We start from the raw sequence: 18472 nt of genomic DNA, 5'->3' as shown, positions 1-18472 counted from the left end.
CAACATATATGACGTTTTTAGAGCGCTATAACAGAACACGGTCTTTTAGACCTTAGCCGTAACATGTGAGAGTAAGTAGAGAAAATCACATACTCTTCACGTATTACCTCCTGTCATGAGCTACATATTCAAAGTTGTTTTTACACTCTTTGAGACTGGGCCACCTTAAGTCCTTTTGTGACACGACAGGGTTCTGTATTGGCCAGTTCACTCCTATATCTGGGTCGTCATATCTTATCCCTGCCTCACTAGGAGGAGAAAAATCGTTTCCAGAAATGAAGTAGACAACATGGGAGTTCTCCAGAGCCTGAAAACCATGAGCAAAACCTGGCGGTATCCACAACATCTTCCCTGGAACCAAGATCTCAGTAACAAACTTTCCATACCACGGCGATCCTCTTCTAATGTCCACAGCCACATCGTATATCTTACCATCGATCACTGTAACTAGTTTACCCTGTTCTTTGGGCTTTAGTTGGTAATGTAACCCCCTTATTACCCCTTTCCTGGAATAGGAGTAGTTAACTTGGACTATATTATCGATGAAAATGAGGTTAGACCTCTTGAAGAGCTCCATCAAAAATCCCCTTTCGTCCTCATATTTATCAGTCTCTATAACAAGAACATCAGGAATATCCTTCTTATTCACCCTGAACATCACTTATCAACCTCCTTAACCCCTCCTCTAAGGATAAATTGACACTCACATATTTCTTAACAGTTGACGAGTCCAAGGAAGAGTCCTTAGGTCTCCTAGCCTCCCACGACATGTCCTCATAATTAACAGCTTCTATTAAGTTTTCGTTTAATGACGACATTTTAGCAATTCTTAAGGCTAAGTCATATCTTGATACTCTCTCTCCAGCAATATTCAAAATACCTGTTTTCCTTAAAGGCAGCAGTTGTACTATAGCCTCAGCTAATTGTTTAACGTTAATGGGAGAATAATACATGTCCCTGACTGCCCTCACTTTACTCCCCTTCATCAGTGACTTCAAAACGTAAAGAGGAAAATTCTCCTTGCTACTTCCATAGATCCCTGAAGTTCTTATTACAAGTGAGTAGTCATAGGATGAAGAATACGTCTCTCCGAGTAACTTGGTGAGCCCATAATAATTTAAAGGGTTTGGTAAATCATCTTCATTATAATTCCCCCTACTTCCGTCAAATACATAGTCTGTCGATATTTGAATGAAGTATGACTTGGTTATTGAAGCCGCCCTTACCATATGCTTTACAGCTAACGAATTTACACTATACGCATTAATTCTATCCACTTCACATTTGTCCACATCTGTAATTGCAGACGTGTTTATGATAACTTCAGGCTTAGTCTTCATGATCAAGTCTTGTACCCTTATGTAGTTCCGTGTATCTAAGTAGATACCACCTTTAATTGGTCTTGAGCTAAAGGTGAGAATACTGTCCTTTATTAACTTTCCAAGTTCCTGACCAAGTTGTCCAGATCCACCGATTATTAATGTTACCATTGTGCTTCCCTCAAAAAGTATTCGTCATTTAAAAGTGGTCTCCACCACCACTCGTTTTCCAAATACCATTTAATTGTCTTGCTCAGTCCCTCCTTCAAAGGAGTAACTTTGTAACTCAATTTTGTTGAAATCATTGAGTACTTTTTGTCGTGACCAGGTCTATCCTTAACAAATTTTATCTTCAATTTCTTTCCCATTAATTCACCTATCATTTCAACAAGTTTTATGTTAGTTATCCTTTGACCCCCTGGTACATTGTATATTTCACCTTTCTTTCCTGTTTCAACTAATTGAGCGATTACCTTTGCAGTGTCTTCAACGTATATCCAGTCCCTTTCCTGATCACCTTTACCGTAAATTGGTATTTCAAGTCCCAACAGTGTCCTCACAATGGTTTTGGGAATTAGCTTCTCAATGTGTTGTCTAGGTCCGTAATTGTTTGATGGTCTAATAATTATTGCGTCAACTCCATAAGTACGAACATAAGCTAAAATGAACATATCGGCAGAAGCTTTAGATGCAGAATAAGGGGAGGAGGGTCTCAGCGGAAAATCCTCTGTAGCATTCTCCTGTTCTCCGTAAACTTCGTCGGTGGAGATTTGAACTAGGCGGGTATCATACCTTCTGCATATTTCTAACAAGTTCACTACTCCGGAAACATTAGTGTCTAAAAATATATGGGCGTTATTTATTGACCTATCAACATGAGTCTCTGCTGAAAAATTTACAATAATTTTTATGTCATATTTCTTTACAATATCTTCTAACTGACTATAATTTCGTATATCTCCTTTGACAAATATATGGTCTACACCTATTAGATTCTCCAACCTCCCAGCATAGGTTAATAGATCAAAGATCACAGGTTTTTTCACTTCACGTGAAAAAGAGGAACCAATAAAACCAGCCCCACCAGTAACCATGATCATTTCAGCTCACCTATACCTCCACTAAAGAATTCTCACCTATAATGAATATCCTGCCAGTAGGTAGATTCTCCTTCTTTAGGACTCTTGCTCCACTCCCAATTAATGATTGAGTTATAGATAGTCCCTTAATTTGGACATCGTCCATTATTAATGAGTTTGACACTTCTGAGTTCTCGATCACTACATTATCGCCAATAGATGTAAAAGGCAGTATATGAGAACCACTTATTTTACAGTTCTTCCCTATATACACTGGTCCTCTTATAACAGACTTCTCAACTACACTCCCCTCGTCTATTATTACTCTCCCCTCCACTCTTGAGTCGTCGACTTTACCTTTCACTACAGTTTCCAGGTATCTGTCAAGTAAGATCATATTTGCCTCCAACAGATCATCAGGTGTTCCAGTATCCTTCCACCACCCCTTGATCAGTGAATAGGATACCTCTTTACCTTCATTAATAAGTTCCTGAATTGCATCAGTTATCTCAAGTTCACCCCTCCAACTCGGCTTTATCTTTTCAATTGCGTGAAAAATTTCAGGGGTAAACGCATAAACGCCTACAAGAGCTAAATCAGATATCCTCTCCTTAGGTTTTTCAACTAGTCTCACGACCTTATTGTCGTTGTTTATAACAGCTACACCAAAACGGTTCGGATTATCTACCCTTGCAAGGAGTATTGATGCTGAACTGTTGAAACTAACGAGTTTGTCTAACCCCTCAAGAACAACGTTATCGCCTAAATATACTATGAAATTATCGTCTTTTACAAAGTCTTTTACCTTGTAAATAGCATCAGCTAATCCTCTTGCCTCTCCCTGATATATATACGTAACCTTTATGCCGAACTTTGATCCATCACCATAATACTCGATCACCTTTTCTGGGTGGTTATTCCCAAGTATAATACCAAAATCGCTTATGCCTATATCCCTCAGTGATAAAACGCCCCATAAGGATATGGGTTTTCCGGCGATTTTGATGAGTTGCTTTGGTCCCGTATGAGTTAAAGGTCTTAGTCTAGTCCCCTGACCGCCGTGAAGTATGATGGCTTTCATTACTAAAGAGTTTGTTGAGTTTGTAAATATTTTAATCTTATCCAATTCGAAATTCTCGTTTCGTGTTAAAGATCCTATGTGAAAAAGGTTGTATCCTAAAATTAATATATTTTATACAATGGAAGAATCCATGATTAAATATTTAAATTAATTAATTCAAAGACTAAAAACTTAGAGTTTATCTTCTTGTTCTTTTAAAAATTTTCCTCCATTCCCTGTTATTCTATATATTATCTTTGACAAGCTATTAGAGTGTTCCCTTCTTTATACTTATACTTTTTAACAAACGCTGAGTTTAAACATGTTATGTAGAAGGATTTTAAATCCCTCAAGGATAGATTGAATATTATGAGAGTTGTCATTCTAGGGGGAGGTTTTGCTGGTCTTTCTGCGTTGAAGACTTACAGAGACGCAATTTTAATTGACGAAAAGAACTACTTTGTATTAACCCACAGATTAGTTGATGTAGTGAGGACTGGAAACCCTGAAATAGCTAAGTTACCCTACAGAAAAGTGTTAAGGGCTACGGTCAAGAGTGTTGACTTTAAGGAGAAAAAAGTGATTACTACTGAAGGGACCATACTATATGATAAGCTGATCATAACTTTGGGCTATTCACAAAGGCTCATACCCGGTTCAGAGAAGTTAGAAAACATAGAGGATGCGTTAAGAATAAGAGAAAAGTTAAGAAAGGAGAGAAAAGTTGCGGTACTTGGAGGAGGTGCTCTTTCGGTTGAACTTGCAGGTCATGCTAGAGAGCTAGGAAAGGAAGTTTACCTAGTGGAGGAAAGGGATAAGTTATTAGGATTCATGAGTAAGGACTCCTCTGAGTACGCGAAAAGAAGGTTAGAAGAAATGGGGGTTAATTTATATCTGAAAACGAAGGTTGAGGGAATTGACAATGGTACATTAGTCACTACTAATGGTAATTTAAAAGTAGATTTAGTAATATCAGGTGTTGGATTTAAGGGACCTGAAATAATAAGCAGACTGAGGCTTACGAACATTAACAGCAGAATGCTAGTTAATGAATATCTGAGGTCTGAGGACTTTGAGGATGTCTATGGGGCTGGTGATTGTGCAACCACAAAAAGTTTTATACCTATGTCAGCTCAAGTTGCTGTCCAAGCAGGAGAGAGAGCCATGCTAAATGCCATCGGTAATGAGGATAAATTCCGGTACAAACAGTTAGCAGTTATTGTGAAAATTGGAAGTGAGTCATTTGGAGATTTTATGGGAAGATTCGTCAGAGGAGATATGGCTGAATTAGCTAAAAGGTTTGGTATATTTAGGGCTATAAGACTAATTAACTAGATTTTTAACAACTGACCTCCTCCCCGCCCTAAAGGGCGAGGCTTTCATCCTTTTGTAAAGACCAAAGTAAATAAACGACTTTTACTCTTGTCTCTCTCCTTACTCTATAGGTATATTAAAACAGCCTAAGAACAAATTCGTGTTAAATTTCTCCTTACCGATTCGAGTACAAAATGTAATCTAGTAATACATATAAATTCCTTACTTCGCGTCTTCCAATTAACGTTCTGAAACATAGCATGTATTTACATAAGCAAGTAAAAAAATCGTAATAAGCTCTCCTGTACTATTTACATGAAGATAGAAAAACTTTTAATTTAAGCTCTTTTAAACTAGCTTATGAGTGTTACAGGCTTCTTTGAATTGAAAGCAAGAAACACGAATCTTAAAACAGAAACAATTGCGGGAATTACGACATTTCTAGCAATGGCATATATATTGTTTGTAAATCCGTCCATACTGACAGGTGGATTTGAACTAGCTCTAAGGACATCACTAGGACTCTCTCCCACTGCTCCTATACCAGCAGAGTACCAATCTCTGGACAATGTTATAAGGATTGGTTTCACTGTAGCAACTGCCACTGCAGCAGCTGTAGCGACATTAATTATGGCATTGTTTGGAAAAATGCCCTTTGGACTAGCTCCAGGGATGGGTGAAAATGCGTTTATAGCTTACACTGTTATACCTTCATTTACAAATGTACTAATAACCTCACACTACATGCAGGGAGAATCAGCTGCAGTCTTTGCGGTGTACCTCTCCCTTATTTCAGTATTTTTTAATGGTATACTCTTTTTGATATTCTCTGTCGGAGGGATAAGAGAGTTCATAATAAACTCTGTCCCTGAGACATTGAGGATTGGTATTGGTATTGGTATCGGGTTATTCATTTCACTGATTGGACTTGCGGATATTGGTATAGTAGAACCTGGACAGGGAACACCCATTCAGCTAAATACCGCTCTCTTATCTCAGGGAGCTTTCTACCTAGGATTGATAAGCTTCTTCATTGCAGCTGCATTACTTATAGCAAGAGTAATTGGTGGATTTATAATCGCAATAATTGCCACAACTGTAGTAGGAGGGGTAATGGGATATGTTAGCCTTCCCCCAGCTATCCTTACAGTTCCTGACTTTGCCACATCTATTGTTCCAAACCTAAGTACTTCATTCTACCTATACTTTGTGCTGTTTGGACTGGGCTTCCCAATAGCGTTTTCCCTCTTCCTTGTGGACTTTTTTGACGGAGTTGGAACCATTTCAGGTTTAGCAACAAAGGCTGGTCTTATAGACGAAAAAGGGAAGATAAAGAACATTAATAGGACGTTAATCTCTGATGCACTTGCCTCCATACTGGCTCCATTCTTTGGGACTTCAACAACTGTAATTTATGTAGAAAGTGCTACAGGAATAGAGCAAGGGGGAAAGAGCGGATTAACTGCACTTGTGATTTCGCTTCTCTTCTTCGCATCAATTCCATTAGCACCACTGTTTTCAGTAGTCCCAGGTTTTGCCACCGGTGGAGTTCTTGTGCTAGTTGGCTTACTCTTCCTATCGTTGGCTGGTAAGCTGGTTACAAATAATGATATGACAGATACTATACCGGCATTTGTTACAATGATCTCAATCCCATTCACTTACAGTATAACAGCAGGTATAGGATTAGGCTTCATAAGTTATGTTGTTTTGAAGCTAGCCGCAGGTAAATTTAGAGACCTAAAGTTAGGAAGCATAATAATTACAATACTATTTGTAATATATTTCGCGTTACTGGCTACAGGGCTATAGAGTATTTTAGTGAATCTAATATAAAGAAGTTATTATTTTTTTATACGTGTCTTCGTTCCCAAACACTTTATCAAATGTGTAAACATTTCATATCATCTCTTTTCAGTTGGAACAGTTGGGTTTCTACTCTTTTAGATAATACTACTAATATAGTTTAGTCATGAGACAACTAACGTATAACATTGTAAGCCAACTAGGAAAATAAAACTAAAGAGAGAAGTTTGTAGGTTCCATCTTAATCAGAAGTCACGTAACTACTCTCATTATCTAGACAGGTTTAGATAATTAAAATAATGTTTAAATATATATGTATAAACAAAAATATATCTAAGTGAAAATATTTTGAGGTGAGATATTGGAAAAAGGAGTGTATATAGGTAAATTAGTTAAACCAGTGGACAGGGAGTGGTATGAAGTAAGAAATCCAGCAGATTATAGAGAAATTGTGTCAAAGTTTCCCCGTCTCCTCAGAAAAGATGTTGCAGACGCAATAAAAATAGCAAAAGAGTCCTACGAGAAGTGGAGGGAATATACAGCATATGAGAGGGCTAAGATCCTCTTCAAAACTGCAGATATATTGGAATCTAGAATGCAGGAGATTGCAAAGACCTTAACTATGGAAGAGGGAAAAACTCTTGGAGAAAGTGCATATGAAGTGGAAAGAGTCACATCCTTGCTTAGATATTATGGTGGGTTAACGCTAAACAGCCATGGCAAAACTTTACAATCCAGTATGAAGAATAGTATGCACCTAACCATAAGGGAGCCAATTGGGGTTGTAGGGATCATAACGCCATGGAATTTCCCATTCCTAATCCCTGGTTGGAAGATAGCTCCTGCTTTGGCTACAGGGAATACAGTTATATTTAAACCTGCATCCAACACTCCTACAGTTGCATTCGAGCTTGTTAATGCACTATATGAAGCTGGTCTACCTGAGGGTGTAGTGAACTTAGTTACTGGGTCAGGAAGAGAAGTTGGAGACGAGATAGTGACAAACAAGGAGATAAAGGCTCTCTCTTTTACGGGTTCACTTGAAGTTGGGAAAGAAGTAAATAGTAAAATAGGAAATAGATTCACCAGATTACAGTTAGAGCTAGGAGGGAAAAATGCTACAGTTCTCACCAAAAATGGCGATTTCAACTTAGCTATTGAACACGTTACGTGGTCAGTCATGGTAAATACTGGTCAAGTTTGTTTAGCCACATCCAGGTTCTTGGTTCCAAAAGAGTTGCATGACAAGGCTGTAAATGCAATGACTGAGTCCTTTAAGTCCTTAGTTGTAGGTAATGCGTTAAAACAACCTGTTCACATGGGTCCTTTATCCAGTAGAGACCAGTACGAAAAAGTGCTAGGTTATGTGGAAATAGGAAAGGATGAAGGGGCTAAACTAGTTTACGGTGGTGAACCTATTAAGGGGGAGAACTACGATTATGGTTATTTCGTAAAGCCTACCATATTTGATAATGTGACCAAAGACATGAGAATTGCTAAAGAAGAGATTTTCGGTCCAATCTTGACGATAATGACTTATGAAAGCTTGGACGAGGCAATAGAGATAGTCAATTCAACGGATTACGGTCTTACAGCAGAGATAGTGACCAACAGCTTAAATGAGGCTATGAAGTTCAGTGAGGGTGTAGAGGCGGGAGTTGTAAAGGTCAATAGACCTACAGTTGAGTTAGACCAATGGGTGCCCTATGGAGGTTTTAAAGGTTCGGGTAATGATGTATATAAAGAGTTAGGTGAGGAAGCCTTAGACTTCTATACTAAGATAAAGGCAGTCCACTTACAATATTAAGGCACTTAAGAAGATGAAGGAGACTCTCATGCCCTTCTTCAAGTTATGTCTTCTCACTTTTTTCTCCAAAATGAGCCCCTTGTGAGGACTTCAAAAACATGCCTAGGTCGTTTTGGGTAAAAGAAACTAGCTAAGATTTAATTAGTCATGAATACAGATACATTTGTGTTAGTAGAAGTTAATAACGTATGGAAGTTATACGGAAAATTTGTGGCTAACGAGAACATTTCCATGAACATCGAAGAGGGAGAGATAGTTGCTTTACTAGGTCCTAATGGTGCTGGGAAAACAACACTGGTGAAGCAACTTTATGGGGAGCTGAACCCGAATAAGGGGGAAATTAGAGTTTTAGGATCCAAGCCTACAGACAGAGGAATAAAGAAACATATGGGAGTGGTTCCCCAAGAATGTGAACCTTATGGTGACCTCACTGTTTGGGATAACATCTATTATATGGCTAGAATTAAAGGAGTAGATAGGGAAAGGGCAAAGGAGAGGACTAAGGAACTATTAGAACAATTGGAATTGTCTGATAAAGGTAAAACACTAGGGAGAGATTTGTCTGGTGGGTTAAAGAGGAGATTATTAATCTCCATGGCTCTTGTTAATGACCCAAAATTGATAATATTAGATGAGCCCACGACTGGTTTGGACCCTCAAGCCAGGAGGGAAGTTTGGGATATATTGCTTAAGCTTAGGAAAGAGGGAAAGAGTATATTGCTGACTACACATTACCTGGAAGAGGCAGAGAGACTAGCTAATAGAATTTATTTCATTTATAGAAGAATACTAGTAGAAGGTACACCAAGCGAGGTTAAGGACAAATTCGCAAATTGGTATGATGTCATCGATTACTCCACAGGTAATGTATACAGGGTTAAGGGAGAGGATGAAGTGAAGAGAATAATTCAACAACTAAATGGAAAATTTGAAGTGAAGGCACCAAGTTTAGAGGACGTATACTTAGAGGTGATCAAAAGTGTTCAGGGAGTTCATTAACCTCTTGTTTATGCAATTTAAAATGATTAAGGCTTACTTACCTGTATTTATTTTCTTCTCTATTCTATTTCCATTGGGATTCATATTCTCCTTTGGTACAATTATACAGAGGACTTTATCCACATACTTGATATCTGGATCAATAACATTCTTCATATCCATTAACAGCATCATATCTGTTGCACAGAATCTAGCCCTAGAGAGGAGCAGTGGAAGGTTTTCATTAATGATTGCCAGTGGTATACCCATACAACTTTACGCTATAAGTATAACCATATCTAATGGTATTCAAACTCTAATGTTGATACCTGTCTTTCTAGTCCTAGGATATTTTCTATTGGGCGTGAAAATAAGTTCAGCACTCTTCTTCGTCTTATCTATAATAGGATCAATATATATGGCGTCTATGGTAGGGTTACTAATAGGGACTGCAATAAGGAACCTACATGCAGTAAATCAGTGGTCATCAATTATAGGGTTTATCCTATCTTTCTTTGCACCAGTTTATTTCCCTTTGACACAAATACCGCTTCCATTTAGATACTTAGCTTATCTAGAACCTACAACTTACGTATCCCAATCCACTTACTTTGCCCTAGTTGGTGACCCAATCTCTTTAGCCTGGTTTGGCGGAACAGTAGTCATAGGATTTCTGTTCTCGTTCCTGAGTTCACTGCTGATGAAAAAAGCTTTTTAGATTTTATCATTTAACCTGTTTTTATGAATAGGAATAAGTTCGTGATAATTGGCTTTATCGTAATGAGTTTTAACTCCCTATACCAGTACTCATGGAATGCACTAGAACCTCTACTAGAGAAAGGACTAACTCAAAGTATCATTCAATTATCTTTAGGTTTTACTCTTTTCTCCTTCTTCTCTTCAATGTTCCAACCTTTGGGAGGTCACTTTGCAGATAAACAAGGACCACGAAAGATAGGAGTGGTCTCGGCAATTTTATCAGCTCTAGGGTTTTTGGGAACTTATTTTTCACCCAACATATATATGTTTTACGTATTTTGGACATTAGGGAGTATAGGAGAAGGTATACTCTACGGTATAGCTGCAAACCTAGCAATGAAATGGTTCATGGACAAAATGGCATTTGCTACAGGTATAGTTTCCATGGGATTTGGACTAGGGTCAGCTGTGGCGAATCCCTTCATATCTTTAGTTGGTAATTACAAAACTGTTACCTTAACTATCGGACTAGTGGAGATTGTCCTTTTACCTATACTATTGTGGATTTCAGAGTATCCAAAGACTCTAAAGGGACAACCACCTAGGGAGACAATAATGGACTTGAGGTTTTGGTTAATTTACATCTCCTTCATTGGCGCAACTGCGGTACTTAGTGTACTCTCTTCCCAATTATCAGTTCTGGGACGAGGTCTACCTAAACAGGAGTTAATTACACTGGTGTCCATATTACCATTACTAAGTGGAGGATTGAGACCTATCTTTGGATATCTTGGAGATAGGATAGGTCTGGTCAAAACAGCGTTACTACTGAATGTCGTATTGACCTTTGGCGCATTTATGCTCCTATTTAACCAATTAGCTTTATCAACAATACTTGTTGGTTTTGCCGGTGGGTCAATAATAACGCTCTACTTCAATATATCGGGGGAAATTTTTGGGACTAAGTTTTCGACAGTCAATAGTGGAGTATTATATACAGGAAAGGCTATAGGGGGAATTTTAGGAAGTAGTGTATTTGCCCTTGTTTATACGATAGGTCTTGTAGCTTCTGACATTTACGTGATTATCCTAGGATTAGTGGGTGTATTCTCCCTACTCAGTGTGGTCCTTAGTAAATCCTTCATAAGGAAGGTGTACAAAGAGAAGACGTGAGAAATGGTGGAAAGATTTTTCCTTAATTTTTATATATTATGTGTGAAATAAATTACATGACTGTCTGACCAGCAACTTAAGAGCCTTGAATTACTGATGGAGTGTCTTTAAATAAGCCGAAATGAAGGGCATTATGAGACTGATTTAAACCTGTAGAGGATTAGCGATATTCTCTCCATTAAAAATTTCATTCTATAACTATCCCAGCAATTACAATAATACCTAGATTTTCAGCCTGCTCCTTTATCTCCTTCTCTATAGAGTTAGCTACTAAAAATTTCTTTACAGGCTTGTTATACAGTGACACAAATATTTTCTCCCTGGTCTCAAGTTGTTCTATGGCTCCTTCATCAGCTAAATTCTTGATCTCGAAGAGGTATATGTGATCATTTGTTTCATAGAAGTCAACCTCGTATTTCCTGCCTCTAGATACAACTCCAAGCTTATCCTCAATATATCCGTGTTTAACCTTTGAAGGATCTATCCCATGTAGCTCTAGAGCTTCCTTGTACAACTCCATTATTGTTTTCTCTATATAATGACCTCCTCTAGAAGTATATGAGGAGAAGGCAACGTTTAATTTTTGAATTTCTTTCCATGTCTTTCTGTTTTCCTCTTGTAATCCTTGAATATTCAAGTTGATCTTCTCAATACTCTCCCAAATCCTCTTATTATCCTCCTGAAGACGCTGAATATTCAAGTTGATCTTCTCAATACTCTCCCAAATCCTCTTATTATCCTCCTGAAGACGCTGAATATTCAAGTTGATCTTCTCAATACTCTCCCAAATCCTCTTATTATCCTCCTGAAGACGCTGAATATTCAAGTTGATCTTCTCAATACTCTCCCAAATCCTCTTATTATCCTCCTTAATCTCCCCCAACTCTTTCCATATCCTTTCCTGACTCTCCCAGATTAAGGTAATCTGATCCGTGTTATTCTGCGATACTTTCTTAAGGTCCTTTATACTCTCTACAAGTTCCTTAGTTACTTTTTCAAGTTCCTCAATTCTCTTGATAATGACGTCGTCCTTTATCTTCTCAAAAATTTTGCCTGCTAGAATATCTAAAAGCTTTGGGCTCTCCATTATCTTCTTAATAATGTCCTCCTCACTACTCATATGTGATAATGTATGTCATCTAATCACTTTAAGTTTTTGCATCAATTAGGTCAAACACTCTTATCTCGAGGCTTATATTCTACGTATTATTCAATACTCTTCGGAGGAATAAAGCAATATCAAATGAAATAAGACTGAATCAGCCCAAAATATATTCTACAGTAAAATCGAACTTTTTGTGCTAACTTAAGACACCATTTCTAACCTAGATTAACATGAAATTCTCTTTTAATTTAAAGCTTAGGTAGAGTTAAATCAAGCCCGAATTTTCCTTTTTAATAGACACGGTAAACTCATGTCCTCATTTCTTCTCTGCTCTTTGTAATAAGTCATCAAGTTCATATACTACTTCCTTGGCAGTTGGTCTAGACTTAGGATCTGGGCTTACCATTCTTTGGATCAAGTCCTTAATTTTATCATCATCAATCGAATCAATATTCCAAGTTGAAAGGTAAATTATATCGTCATTAATTAATTTCTTAGCCTCGTCATGATTACCCTTAGATAGAGCTTCCAGAGCAGATACAAGATAATTAGGTTGCCTTTTCTTCCTTGTTAGTAACTCATAAAATGTTATTCCCAGAGAGAATATGTCCATTGTGGGTCTAGCACCCTCCTTAGTGTAGTGAGCCTGCAATTGCTCAGGTGGCGCATACTCTGGTGTAATTTCAAGTATTGATTGACCAACCCTTTTCATGGAATCTAAATCTCCAAGTTTAACTCTTATATCGTCACCCTTTACAGACTCAATGAATATATTTGAGGGTTTTACGTCCAAATGGACATAACCCTCAGAATGGAGGTATAATAGTCCCCTCGCAACCTGGAATATTATTCTATACACAAGTTTCTTCCACCTGACTGAGTAGAAGTATTCATCCCTCAAAAGTAAGTCCTTAACAGTTCCATTACCCATATACTCCATTGCAACATAGGGGGGATCCTTAAGATACAAATAAGTTATACCTTTAAAATAACTCTTGATAACTTCTAGATTCACATTCACATCATAGAATTTTATAAGTTTGGGGTGATCTAACTTAGATATCTTGTTTATATTGTTTGCTAGCTCTATCATCGAATCTCTAAATAGAGCAGTCTCGCCGTGGTTTTCGCTCTCGAGCCTGTAAATCTTTACTGCATACTTATTAGCCTGCTTATCTTCAGCTAGCAAAACATAGCCTGCCCCACCACTACCCAAAATCTTGCTTACTTTATATTTCCCACCAATTTTCTTCTCTAACCAGTACTCAGGTATAGTGCTAGTCTCCCTATAAACTATTTCGGCATTATCAGGAGGGGAAGCACTACCCTCGCTTTGGATAGGTTCATAAACCTTGTTCTTCTTTATGACCTTTGAGGCTTTCCAAATTATAGGTTCTATAAAGGTGACAGTCTCATTTGAAAGGTAGTATGGTAATCCGTTTACTACAACCTTAGTCAAAACATCAGGAGGGAGACCCTTCACAGTGAGTGTAAGAACCTTTCTGGAAGATCTTGGCGCGCCAATTATACTCATTTTTAATACACTATTACTTTCCATATCTTATATACTTTTATATATAATGTTTTAGGTAAGAGATATCATATTACCTTTAACCAGACTAAGGAGAATCCTACTATTTAGAATATTTTTCTGTCATATGTAATAAAGTGCAATAATTATAACAACATATGCAATTATTAGTAATGATGACTCCAAAACAGTTAATTTCCTATCAAAGAGCACACGCAAGACAGAAACATTAACTAGAATTAATGATACCATCTCTGGAATGACTGGGCGTAAACCGTAGTCTCCAAATAATCCTATGATACCTAAAAGAACCGTGTTATTTTCTATCTTACTACCCACGAAGCTCAAAAGGGACAAGGAACCACCTTTCTTTGAGAGTGTTATAAGCCTAAATGCAGAGATCTTCTCCTCCAATTCACCTGCTATAGGTGACAAAACTAGAGATATCCAGACAGCGGGAATTCCAAAACTGAGGGAAATCTGGTCTAACTGTTCCACGAAATAATGCGATAGTATGATGAGTAATATAGCCCCAACAACCATGAAAATTGAGATTTTAACGTAGTCAACCTCCTTTTTTGCAACTAGTTTATCCCTCTTGAATTTCCTCAGCCTATATATTACGTAGTAAACATAGATCAGAATGAGACAGACCCCAGATATCACGTTTAGCTTAGAATAAAGAGTGATTAAAACTAGAGCTATCGTACTAATTATCAAAAATTTATTTTCCACCTGGTACTCCTGGTCCATTACCAAGTTGTTTTTCCACTTCCAAAAATAAACAATTCCCACCAGACCTGCTCCCACAGTGAACAACAATATATTGCCCCCTATGGCTGAACCAAAGGCTACGTCAAGACTACCCCCAAGAGAGGCTATTATAACAAATATTGTTTCAGGAAGTGCGGTTATAAACCCTAAAAGTATACCACCCGTAATCCCTTGACCCAATACTTCCTCTAATTCATCAGCAACTTTAGCGATCAGCTCTGCTGAGATAAAGAGACCAATAAAAGTACCTATGAATTCGATCCAGAATAATAACATTTTCAAAATATCTTACTCAGGAAGAATTTTAAATCTACTTTCAACTAACGGAGTATAGTCTAACTGATCATCGAGTGATTACACTAATCTATATTGATATTAAAAATAGAAAACCAACGTGAAATGCTTAGACATTTTTAGTCACAAAAGAAAACTTATGGATCGGCTTTACCCATGACAAGCCGACTGAATAGCATAAGTACGTATCTTTCACTAAGTTATGGGTAATATACAAATCTCTATTTCGTTAGAAGGGCATAAAAAGTAAAATGAAGTTTGATGAAAACACTCTCGCTGAACTTCTAACATCCTTTGTAAATACTTCTACTGGACTATGTCCCTCAGGCTAACTCTCCCACACTGCCTTATACTCATGATATGGCGACTCCTCTGAAATTTCCTTCAGAATTTCCTCTATTTCTCTTTTGTCAAGGTTACCTTTATACCTTAAAATAACAACAGCCTTGGAATTGTCAAAATCTGGAGTAATATTTATATCCACGACATTAGGTAGGGTAGCCAAGGCTCTCTTAATTTTATACACACAATTACCACACTCCACATCAAATACCTGAAATTTCATGACCCTAAGCTCATTATTAATTTCTTTTTTGTTGAATTCGTCCATATGATAAATTAATTAATTAAAACTTATAAACATTTTACTCCATAAACTTGGCTGAAAAAATATATTCCTTTCAGAGTTCATATAAATATGAAGATAGTAGATCTACACCAAGACCTTGCATATTCAAACCAAATGGGAAGAGATGTAATTGAAGAGGAACAAAAGCAATCAAGTATAAAGATGCTACGTAATTTCGACAGTTTAATTTTTGGCTCAATATTCCCCCATATTGACACCCTCAACGATAAGAGCTACAAACTGAGTAACCTCTACGGTAGACCCACCAGGGGAACATCGTTCTCCTTTTCCCTATTTCTTGACCAAGTCAAATTCTACTACTATCTCGACAGGAGAGGTTACATCACACTTGTGAGAAGAAAGGAGGACTTAGAGAAGCCAGGAATAAAGGTACTTTTATCCTTAGAGGGAGCTGACGTACTTAGGGACTACGAGGATATTTACCTACTTAAGGAAATGCACGTATATAACCTAGGGTTGACATGGAATTATGATAACAAGTTTGCCTCAGCATGCATGTCTAACAAAGACTATGGGTTAACTGATGAGGGAGAAGAATTAGTTAAGATAGCTAACTCACTTGGAATAATAATTGACTTAGCCCATGCCGGTAAAAGGACCCTACTAGACGTAGCCTCAATAAGTAAAAGACCAATAATTGTGTCACACGGCAATGCTAGAAAGCTAAAGGAACATAAAAGAAACTTAGACGACGAGGAAATAGAGGCTATAGTGAAGACCAATGGAGTTATAGGAGTCACAGCAATAGTTGAGACACTTAAGGAACCGACAATTAGTGGTCTAGTGGAAAACATAAGGTACATTGGTGAGTCTTTTGGATGGGAATACGTAGCCATAGGGACAGACTTCCTGGGAATTCAAAAAGTCCCTGAGGGATTTGAGAACGTCCTAAAATTGAAAGAATTGTCTGAAATGCTAGATGGACATAGCGAGGAAGTATTATGGAAAAACGCAATGAGAGTAATTCTTAAACACTTTGAAAACTAATAGTTTAGAGGAGAACAAATTTGAAGGCTCTGGCCTTTGATAAGAACGGTTTAAATAACCTAAAGTATGTTGACTACAAAGATCCCTCAGTAGGGCAACATGACGTCCTAATAAAAGTTAAGTTGGCAGGGGTTAATCCGGTAGATTACTACACAATAGAGGCATTAAAGGTAAATCCAATACCCCATATACCTGGAGTAGAATTTGCAGGAGAAGTGGTTAAAGTCGGAGAACATGTCAGAAGTGTAAAACCTGGGGACAGGGTCACGATATATGGAAGGATATTCGACGGTACCTGTGATATGTGTATGTCAGGCTATGAGACTGTATGTAGAAGTGGAGGAAGAGTGGGAGTAGACGCTAATGGAGGATTTGCTGAATACATATCACTAGATGAGAAGTATGTGTTCAAACTTCCGGAGAGTTATTCATGGGAACTTGGTGCTAGCCTAACAGTAGCAGGGCTTACTGCATACCACTCTCTGAAGGAAGCTAACCTGAGACCAGGTGAAACGGTAATTGTTTTTGGTGCCTCTGGAAATACAGGAATGTTTATAGTACAGTTAGCTAAGAAATTTGGAGCCAAAGTGGTTGCAGTTAGTAGGAAGAAATGGCTCGGGGACTTTGGGGCTGACCTAGTAGTAGACTATAATGAAGTCGAGGAGAAAGTAAAGGAGGTCACAAACGGAAAAATGGGTGATGTGGTGGTTAACTCACTGGGAGAAAAATTCTGGGAGAAGAGTTTCTCAGTTGTGGGGATAAGGGGGAAATTAGTGACCTTTGGGACACTCCTGGGAGCTGAGGTAAAAGTAAACCTGTCTCAGCTCTATTCAAAGCACATAAGCATTTTGGGAGTTAACAGAGGTAACAGAAAAGACTTTGTGGAATTACTGGATTTGTGTAAGGACTGTAAGGTCAAGACTTGGAAGATATTCGATCTGAAAGACGGTGTAGAAGCAGTAAAGTCATTATTTAATGAGGAGAGGGACGGAAGGATATTCATAGGAAACCAATGACTGAAACTGTTTTTAACTTTCTTATCTCCCCTGTGATTGAGTCTGTCCTCGATACAACTACTTTTTCCCCATATCTTTACAGATATCCCTTCCATCATACAACTTGAGTTTCACTTCAATTCACATACCTTTCTGTTTATCCTCCTTAGTTCCACAAGGTTATAATACAGAATTACACTGGAAAAAATAGGTAGACCAAAATACACAAAATTAAAGTAAACTGGAGATGAGAGCACAGGTAGGACTGAGGTAACTGCACCTATTGAGAGCGAGACATACAAGAGGATGACTGTCGGTAGAGAAATGCAACATGCTGTACCTGATATCATACCAAGTGTGGGTATGGCAACAATAGAGGAGGAGATTCTACTCCTCGACACGCTCACATTTTTAGTCAATTCCACTATGCTTTGAACATTTGCACTGAGGAGCAGACCGAGTATGAGACCAATTACCATAGTGAATGGGAGAATATCACTCTCATAGGGACCTATAAACATCCAAAAAGCCGGACTCGAGGCTACCCAGTAAATAAAATATATAGGTGAAGGAGGAACAGCAAATCCCACACCCCAGCTGAAATAGGGATAAAAGCCAATATAACCTAGGAGTACTGTGAGGAAAGTCCCGTAGAGGATGGAGTGAAATATCAAATAAGAGGAGAAAGTAATCCAGTATGCCTTTCCCTTTTTTACACTAGAGAATGTGGAGTCATAAAACCGCTCAGGGATTAACAGTAGTATTGCGAACCAGAAGGATAAAGCCGAGATTGTAGAGAGGATTAAGACAGGATAACTCGTACTCTTAGCTAAGGCATAAGCTAAGAAGCTTACAAGGAGAAGCACTGATATTATACTTGCCCTCTTTTTCCAATTCACATT

17 protein-coding genes are annotated in these 18472 nt (G+C 37.9%); 8 read left to right on the top strand and 9 right to left on the bottom strand.

Annotated elements, in window-relative coordinates; genetic code table 11:
* Nucleotides 1-103: 103 nt before the first annotated feature.
* Genes SUSAZ_08075 through SUSAZ_08060 form a run of 4 tightly spaced genes read right to left on the bottom strand, consistent with a single transcriptional unit; the run spans nucleotide 104 to nucleotide 3479 of the window.
* Entirely contained in the window at nucleotides 104-661 is a 558-nt protein-coding gene (locus SUSAZ_08075) for a dTDP-4-dehydrorhamnose 3,5-epimerase (protein ID AHC51903.1), read from the bottom strand.
* The gene (locus SUSAZ_08070; GenBank protein AHC51902.1) at nucleotides 642-1490 is read right to left on the bottom strand and encodes a dTDP-4-dehydrorhamnose reductase; all 849 of its coding nucleotides are present in this window, start codon (nucleotides 1488-1490) and stop codon (nucleotides 642-644) included. Before SUSAZ_08070 ends, SUSAZ_08075 begins: the two co-directional genes overlap by 20 nt.
* Nucleotides 1484-2416: a dTDP-glucose 4,6-dehydratase gene (locus SUSAZ_08065; GenBank protein AHC51901.1), complete on the bottom strand. Its 933-nt coding sequence runs from the start codon at nucleotides 2414-2416 to the stop codon at nucleotides 1484-1486. The genes SUSAZ_08070 and SUSAZ_08065 overlap by 7 nt, the downstream gene beginning before the upstream one ends.
* A gap of 13 nt (nucleotides 2417-2429) precedes the next feature.
* Nucleotides 2430-3479: a glucose-1-phosphate thymidylyltransferase gene (locus SUSAZ_08060; GenBank protein ID AHC51900.1), complete on the bottom strand. Its 1050-nt coding sequence runs from the start codon at nucleotides 3477-3479 to the stop codon at nucleotides 2430-2432.
* A gap of 348 nt (nucleotides 3480-3827) precedes the next feature.
* Between SUSAZ_08060 and SUSAZ_08055 the strand changes: the two genes are divergently transcribed.
* The 6 genes from SUSAZ_08055 (at nucleotide 3828) to SUSAZ_08030 (ending at nucleotide 11235) form a co-directional block, all read left to right on the top strand.
* Nucleotides 3828-4793 carry a pyridine nucleotide-disulfide oxidoreductase gene (locus tag SUSAZ_08055; GenBank protein ID AHC51899.1) on the top strand — a complete coding sequence of 322 codons (966 nt, stop codon included), beginning with the start codon at nucleotides 3828-3830 and terminating at the stop codon, nucleotides 4791-4793.
* A gap of 339 nt (nucleotides 4794-5132) precedes the next feature.
* Nucleotides 5133-6584 carry a xanthine/uracil/vitamin C permease gene (locus tag SUSAZ_08050; protein ID AHC51898.1) on the top strand — a complete coding sequence of 484 codons (1452 nt, stop codon included), beginning with the start codon at nucleotides 5133-5135 and terminating at the stop codon, nucleotides 6582-6584.
* A gap of 355 nt (nucleotides 6585-6939) precedes the next feature.
* Nucleotides 6940-8385, top strand: a complete 1446-nt coding sequence (locus SUSAZ_08045) for an aldehyde dehydrogenase (protein AHC51897.1) — start codon at nucleotides 6940-6942, stop codon at nucleotides 8383-8385.
* A gap of 147 nt (nucleotides 8386-8532) precedes the next feature.
* Nucleotides 8533-9384, top strand: a complete 852-nt coding sequence (locus SUSAZ_08040) for a MarR family transcriptional regulator (GenBank protein AHC51896.1) — start codon at nucleotides 8533-8535, stop codon at nucleotides 9382-9384.
* Nucleotides 9365-10081: a multidrug ABC transporter ATP-binding protein gene (locus SUSAZ_08035; GenBank protein ID AHC51895.1), complete on the top strand. Its 717-nt coding sequence runs from the start codon at nucleotides 9365-9367 to the stop codon at nucleotides 10079-10081. Before SUSAZ_08040 ends, SUSAZ_08035 begins: the two co-directional genes overlap by 20 nt.
* Before the next feature lie 23 nt (nucleotides 10082-10104).
* Nucleotides 10105-11235: a hypothetical protein gene (locus tag SUSAZ_08030; GenBank protein AHC51894.1), complete on the top strand. Its 1131-nt coding sequence runs from the start codon at nucleotides 10105-10107 to the stop codon at nucleotides 11233-11235.
* Nucleotides 11236-11422: 187 nt separating this feature from the next.
* Here SUSAZ_08030 and SUSAZ_08025 read toward each other — a convergent pair whose 3' ends face one another.
* The 4 genes from SUSAZ_08025 to SUSAZ_08010 form a co-directional block, all read right to left on the bottom strand.
* The gene (locus tag SUSAZ_08025; GenBank protein AHC51893.1) at nucleotides 11423-11758 is read right to left on the bottom strand and encodes a hypothetical protein; all 336 of its coding nucleotides are present in this window, start codon (nucleotides 11756-11758) and stop codon (nucleotides 11423-11425) included.
* A gap of 898 nt (nucleotides 11759-12656) precedes the next feature.
* Nucleotides 12657-13898 carry a hypothetical protein gene (locus SUSAZ_08020; GenBank protein AHC52556.1) on the bottom strand — a complete coding sequence of 414 codons (1242 nt, stop codon included), beginning with the start codon at nucleotides 13896-13898 and terminating at the stop codon, nucleotides 12657-12659.
* A gap of 96 nt (nucleotides 13899-13994) precedes the next feature.
* Complete coding sequence (locus SUSAZ_08015; GenBank protein ID AHC51892.1) at nucleotides 13995-14921, bottom strand: Na(+)/Ca(2+) exchanging; 927 nt, start codon at nucleotides 14919-14921, stop codon at nucleotides 13995-13997.
* Nucleotides 14922-15267: 346 nt separating this feature from the next.
* Nucleotides 15268-15549, bottom strand: a complete 282-nt coding sequence (locus SUSAZ_08010) for a heavy metal transporter (protein ID AHC51891.1) — start codon at nucleotides 15547-15549, stop codon at nucleotides 15268-15270.
* Nucleotides 15550-15636: 87 nt separating this feature from the next.
* On the opposite strand from SUSAZ_08010, the gene SUSAZ_08005 reads away from it, so the two are divergent.
* Together SUSAZ_08005 and SUSAZ_08000 are read left to right on the top strand one after the other, a co-directional pair.
* A complete protein-coding gene (locus tag SUSAZ_08005) occupies nucleotides 15637-16575 on the top strand; it encodes a peptidase (GenBank protein AHC51890.1) in 939 nt (312 codons plus the stop codon).
* 20 nt (nucleotides 16576-16595) lie between these two features.
* Nucleotides 16596-17591: an alcohol dehydrogenase gene (locus tag SUSAZ_08000; GenBank protein ID AHC51889.1), complete on the top strand. Its 996-nt coding sequence runs from the start codon at nucleotides 16596-16598 to the stop codon at nucleotides 17589-17591.
* A 110-nt stretch (nucleotides 17592-17701) separates the two neighbouring features.
* Here SUSAZ_08000 and SUSAZ_07995 read toward each other — a convergent pair whose 3' ends face one another.
* Nucleotides 17702-18445, bottom strand: coding sequence for a hypothetical protein (locus SUSAZ_07995; protein AHC51888.1), 744 nt, complete (start codon nucleotides 18443-18445; stop codon nucleotides 17702-17704).
* Between the last annotated feature and the right edge of the window lie 27 nt (nucleotides 18446-18472).

This window comes from Sulfolobus acidocaldarius SUSAZ, assembly GCA_000508305.1.
Lineage (GTDB): Archaea > Thermoproteota > Thermoprotei_A > Sulfolobales > Sulfolobaceae > Sulfolobus > Sulfolobus acidocaldarius_A.
Note: the sequence above shows the minus strand (reverse complement) of the source record. Positions and strands in the feature narration are given on the sequence as shown.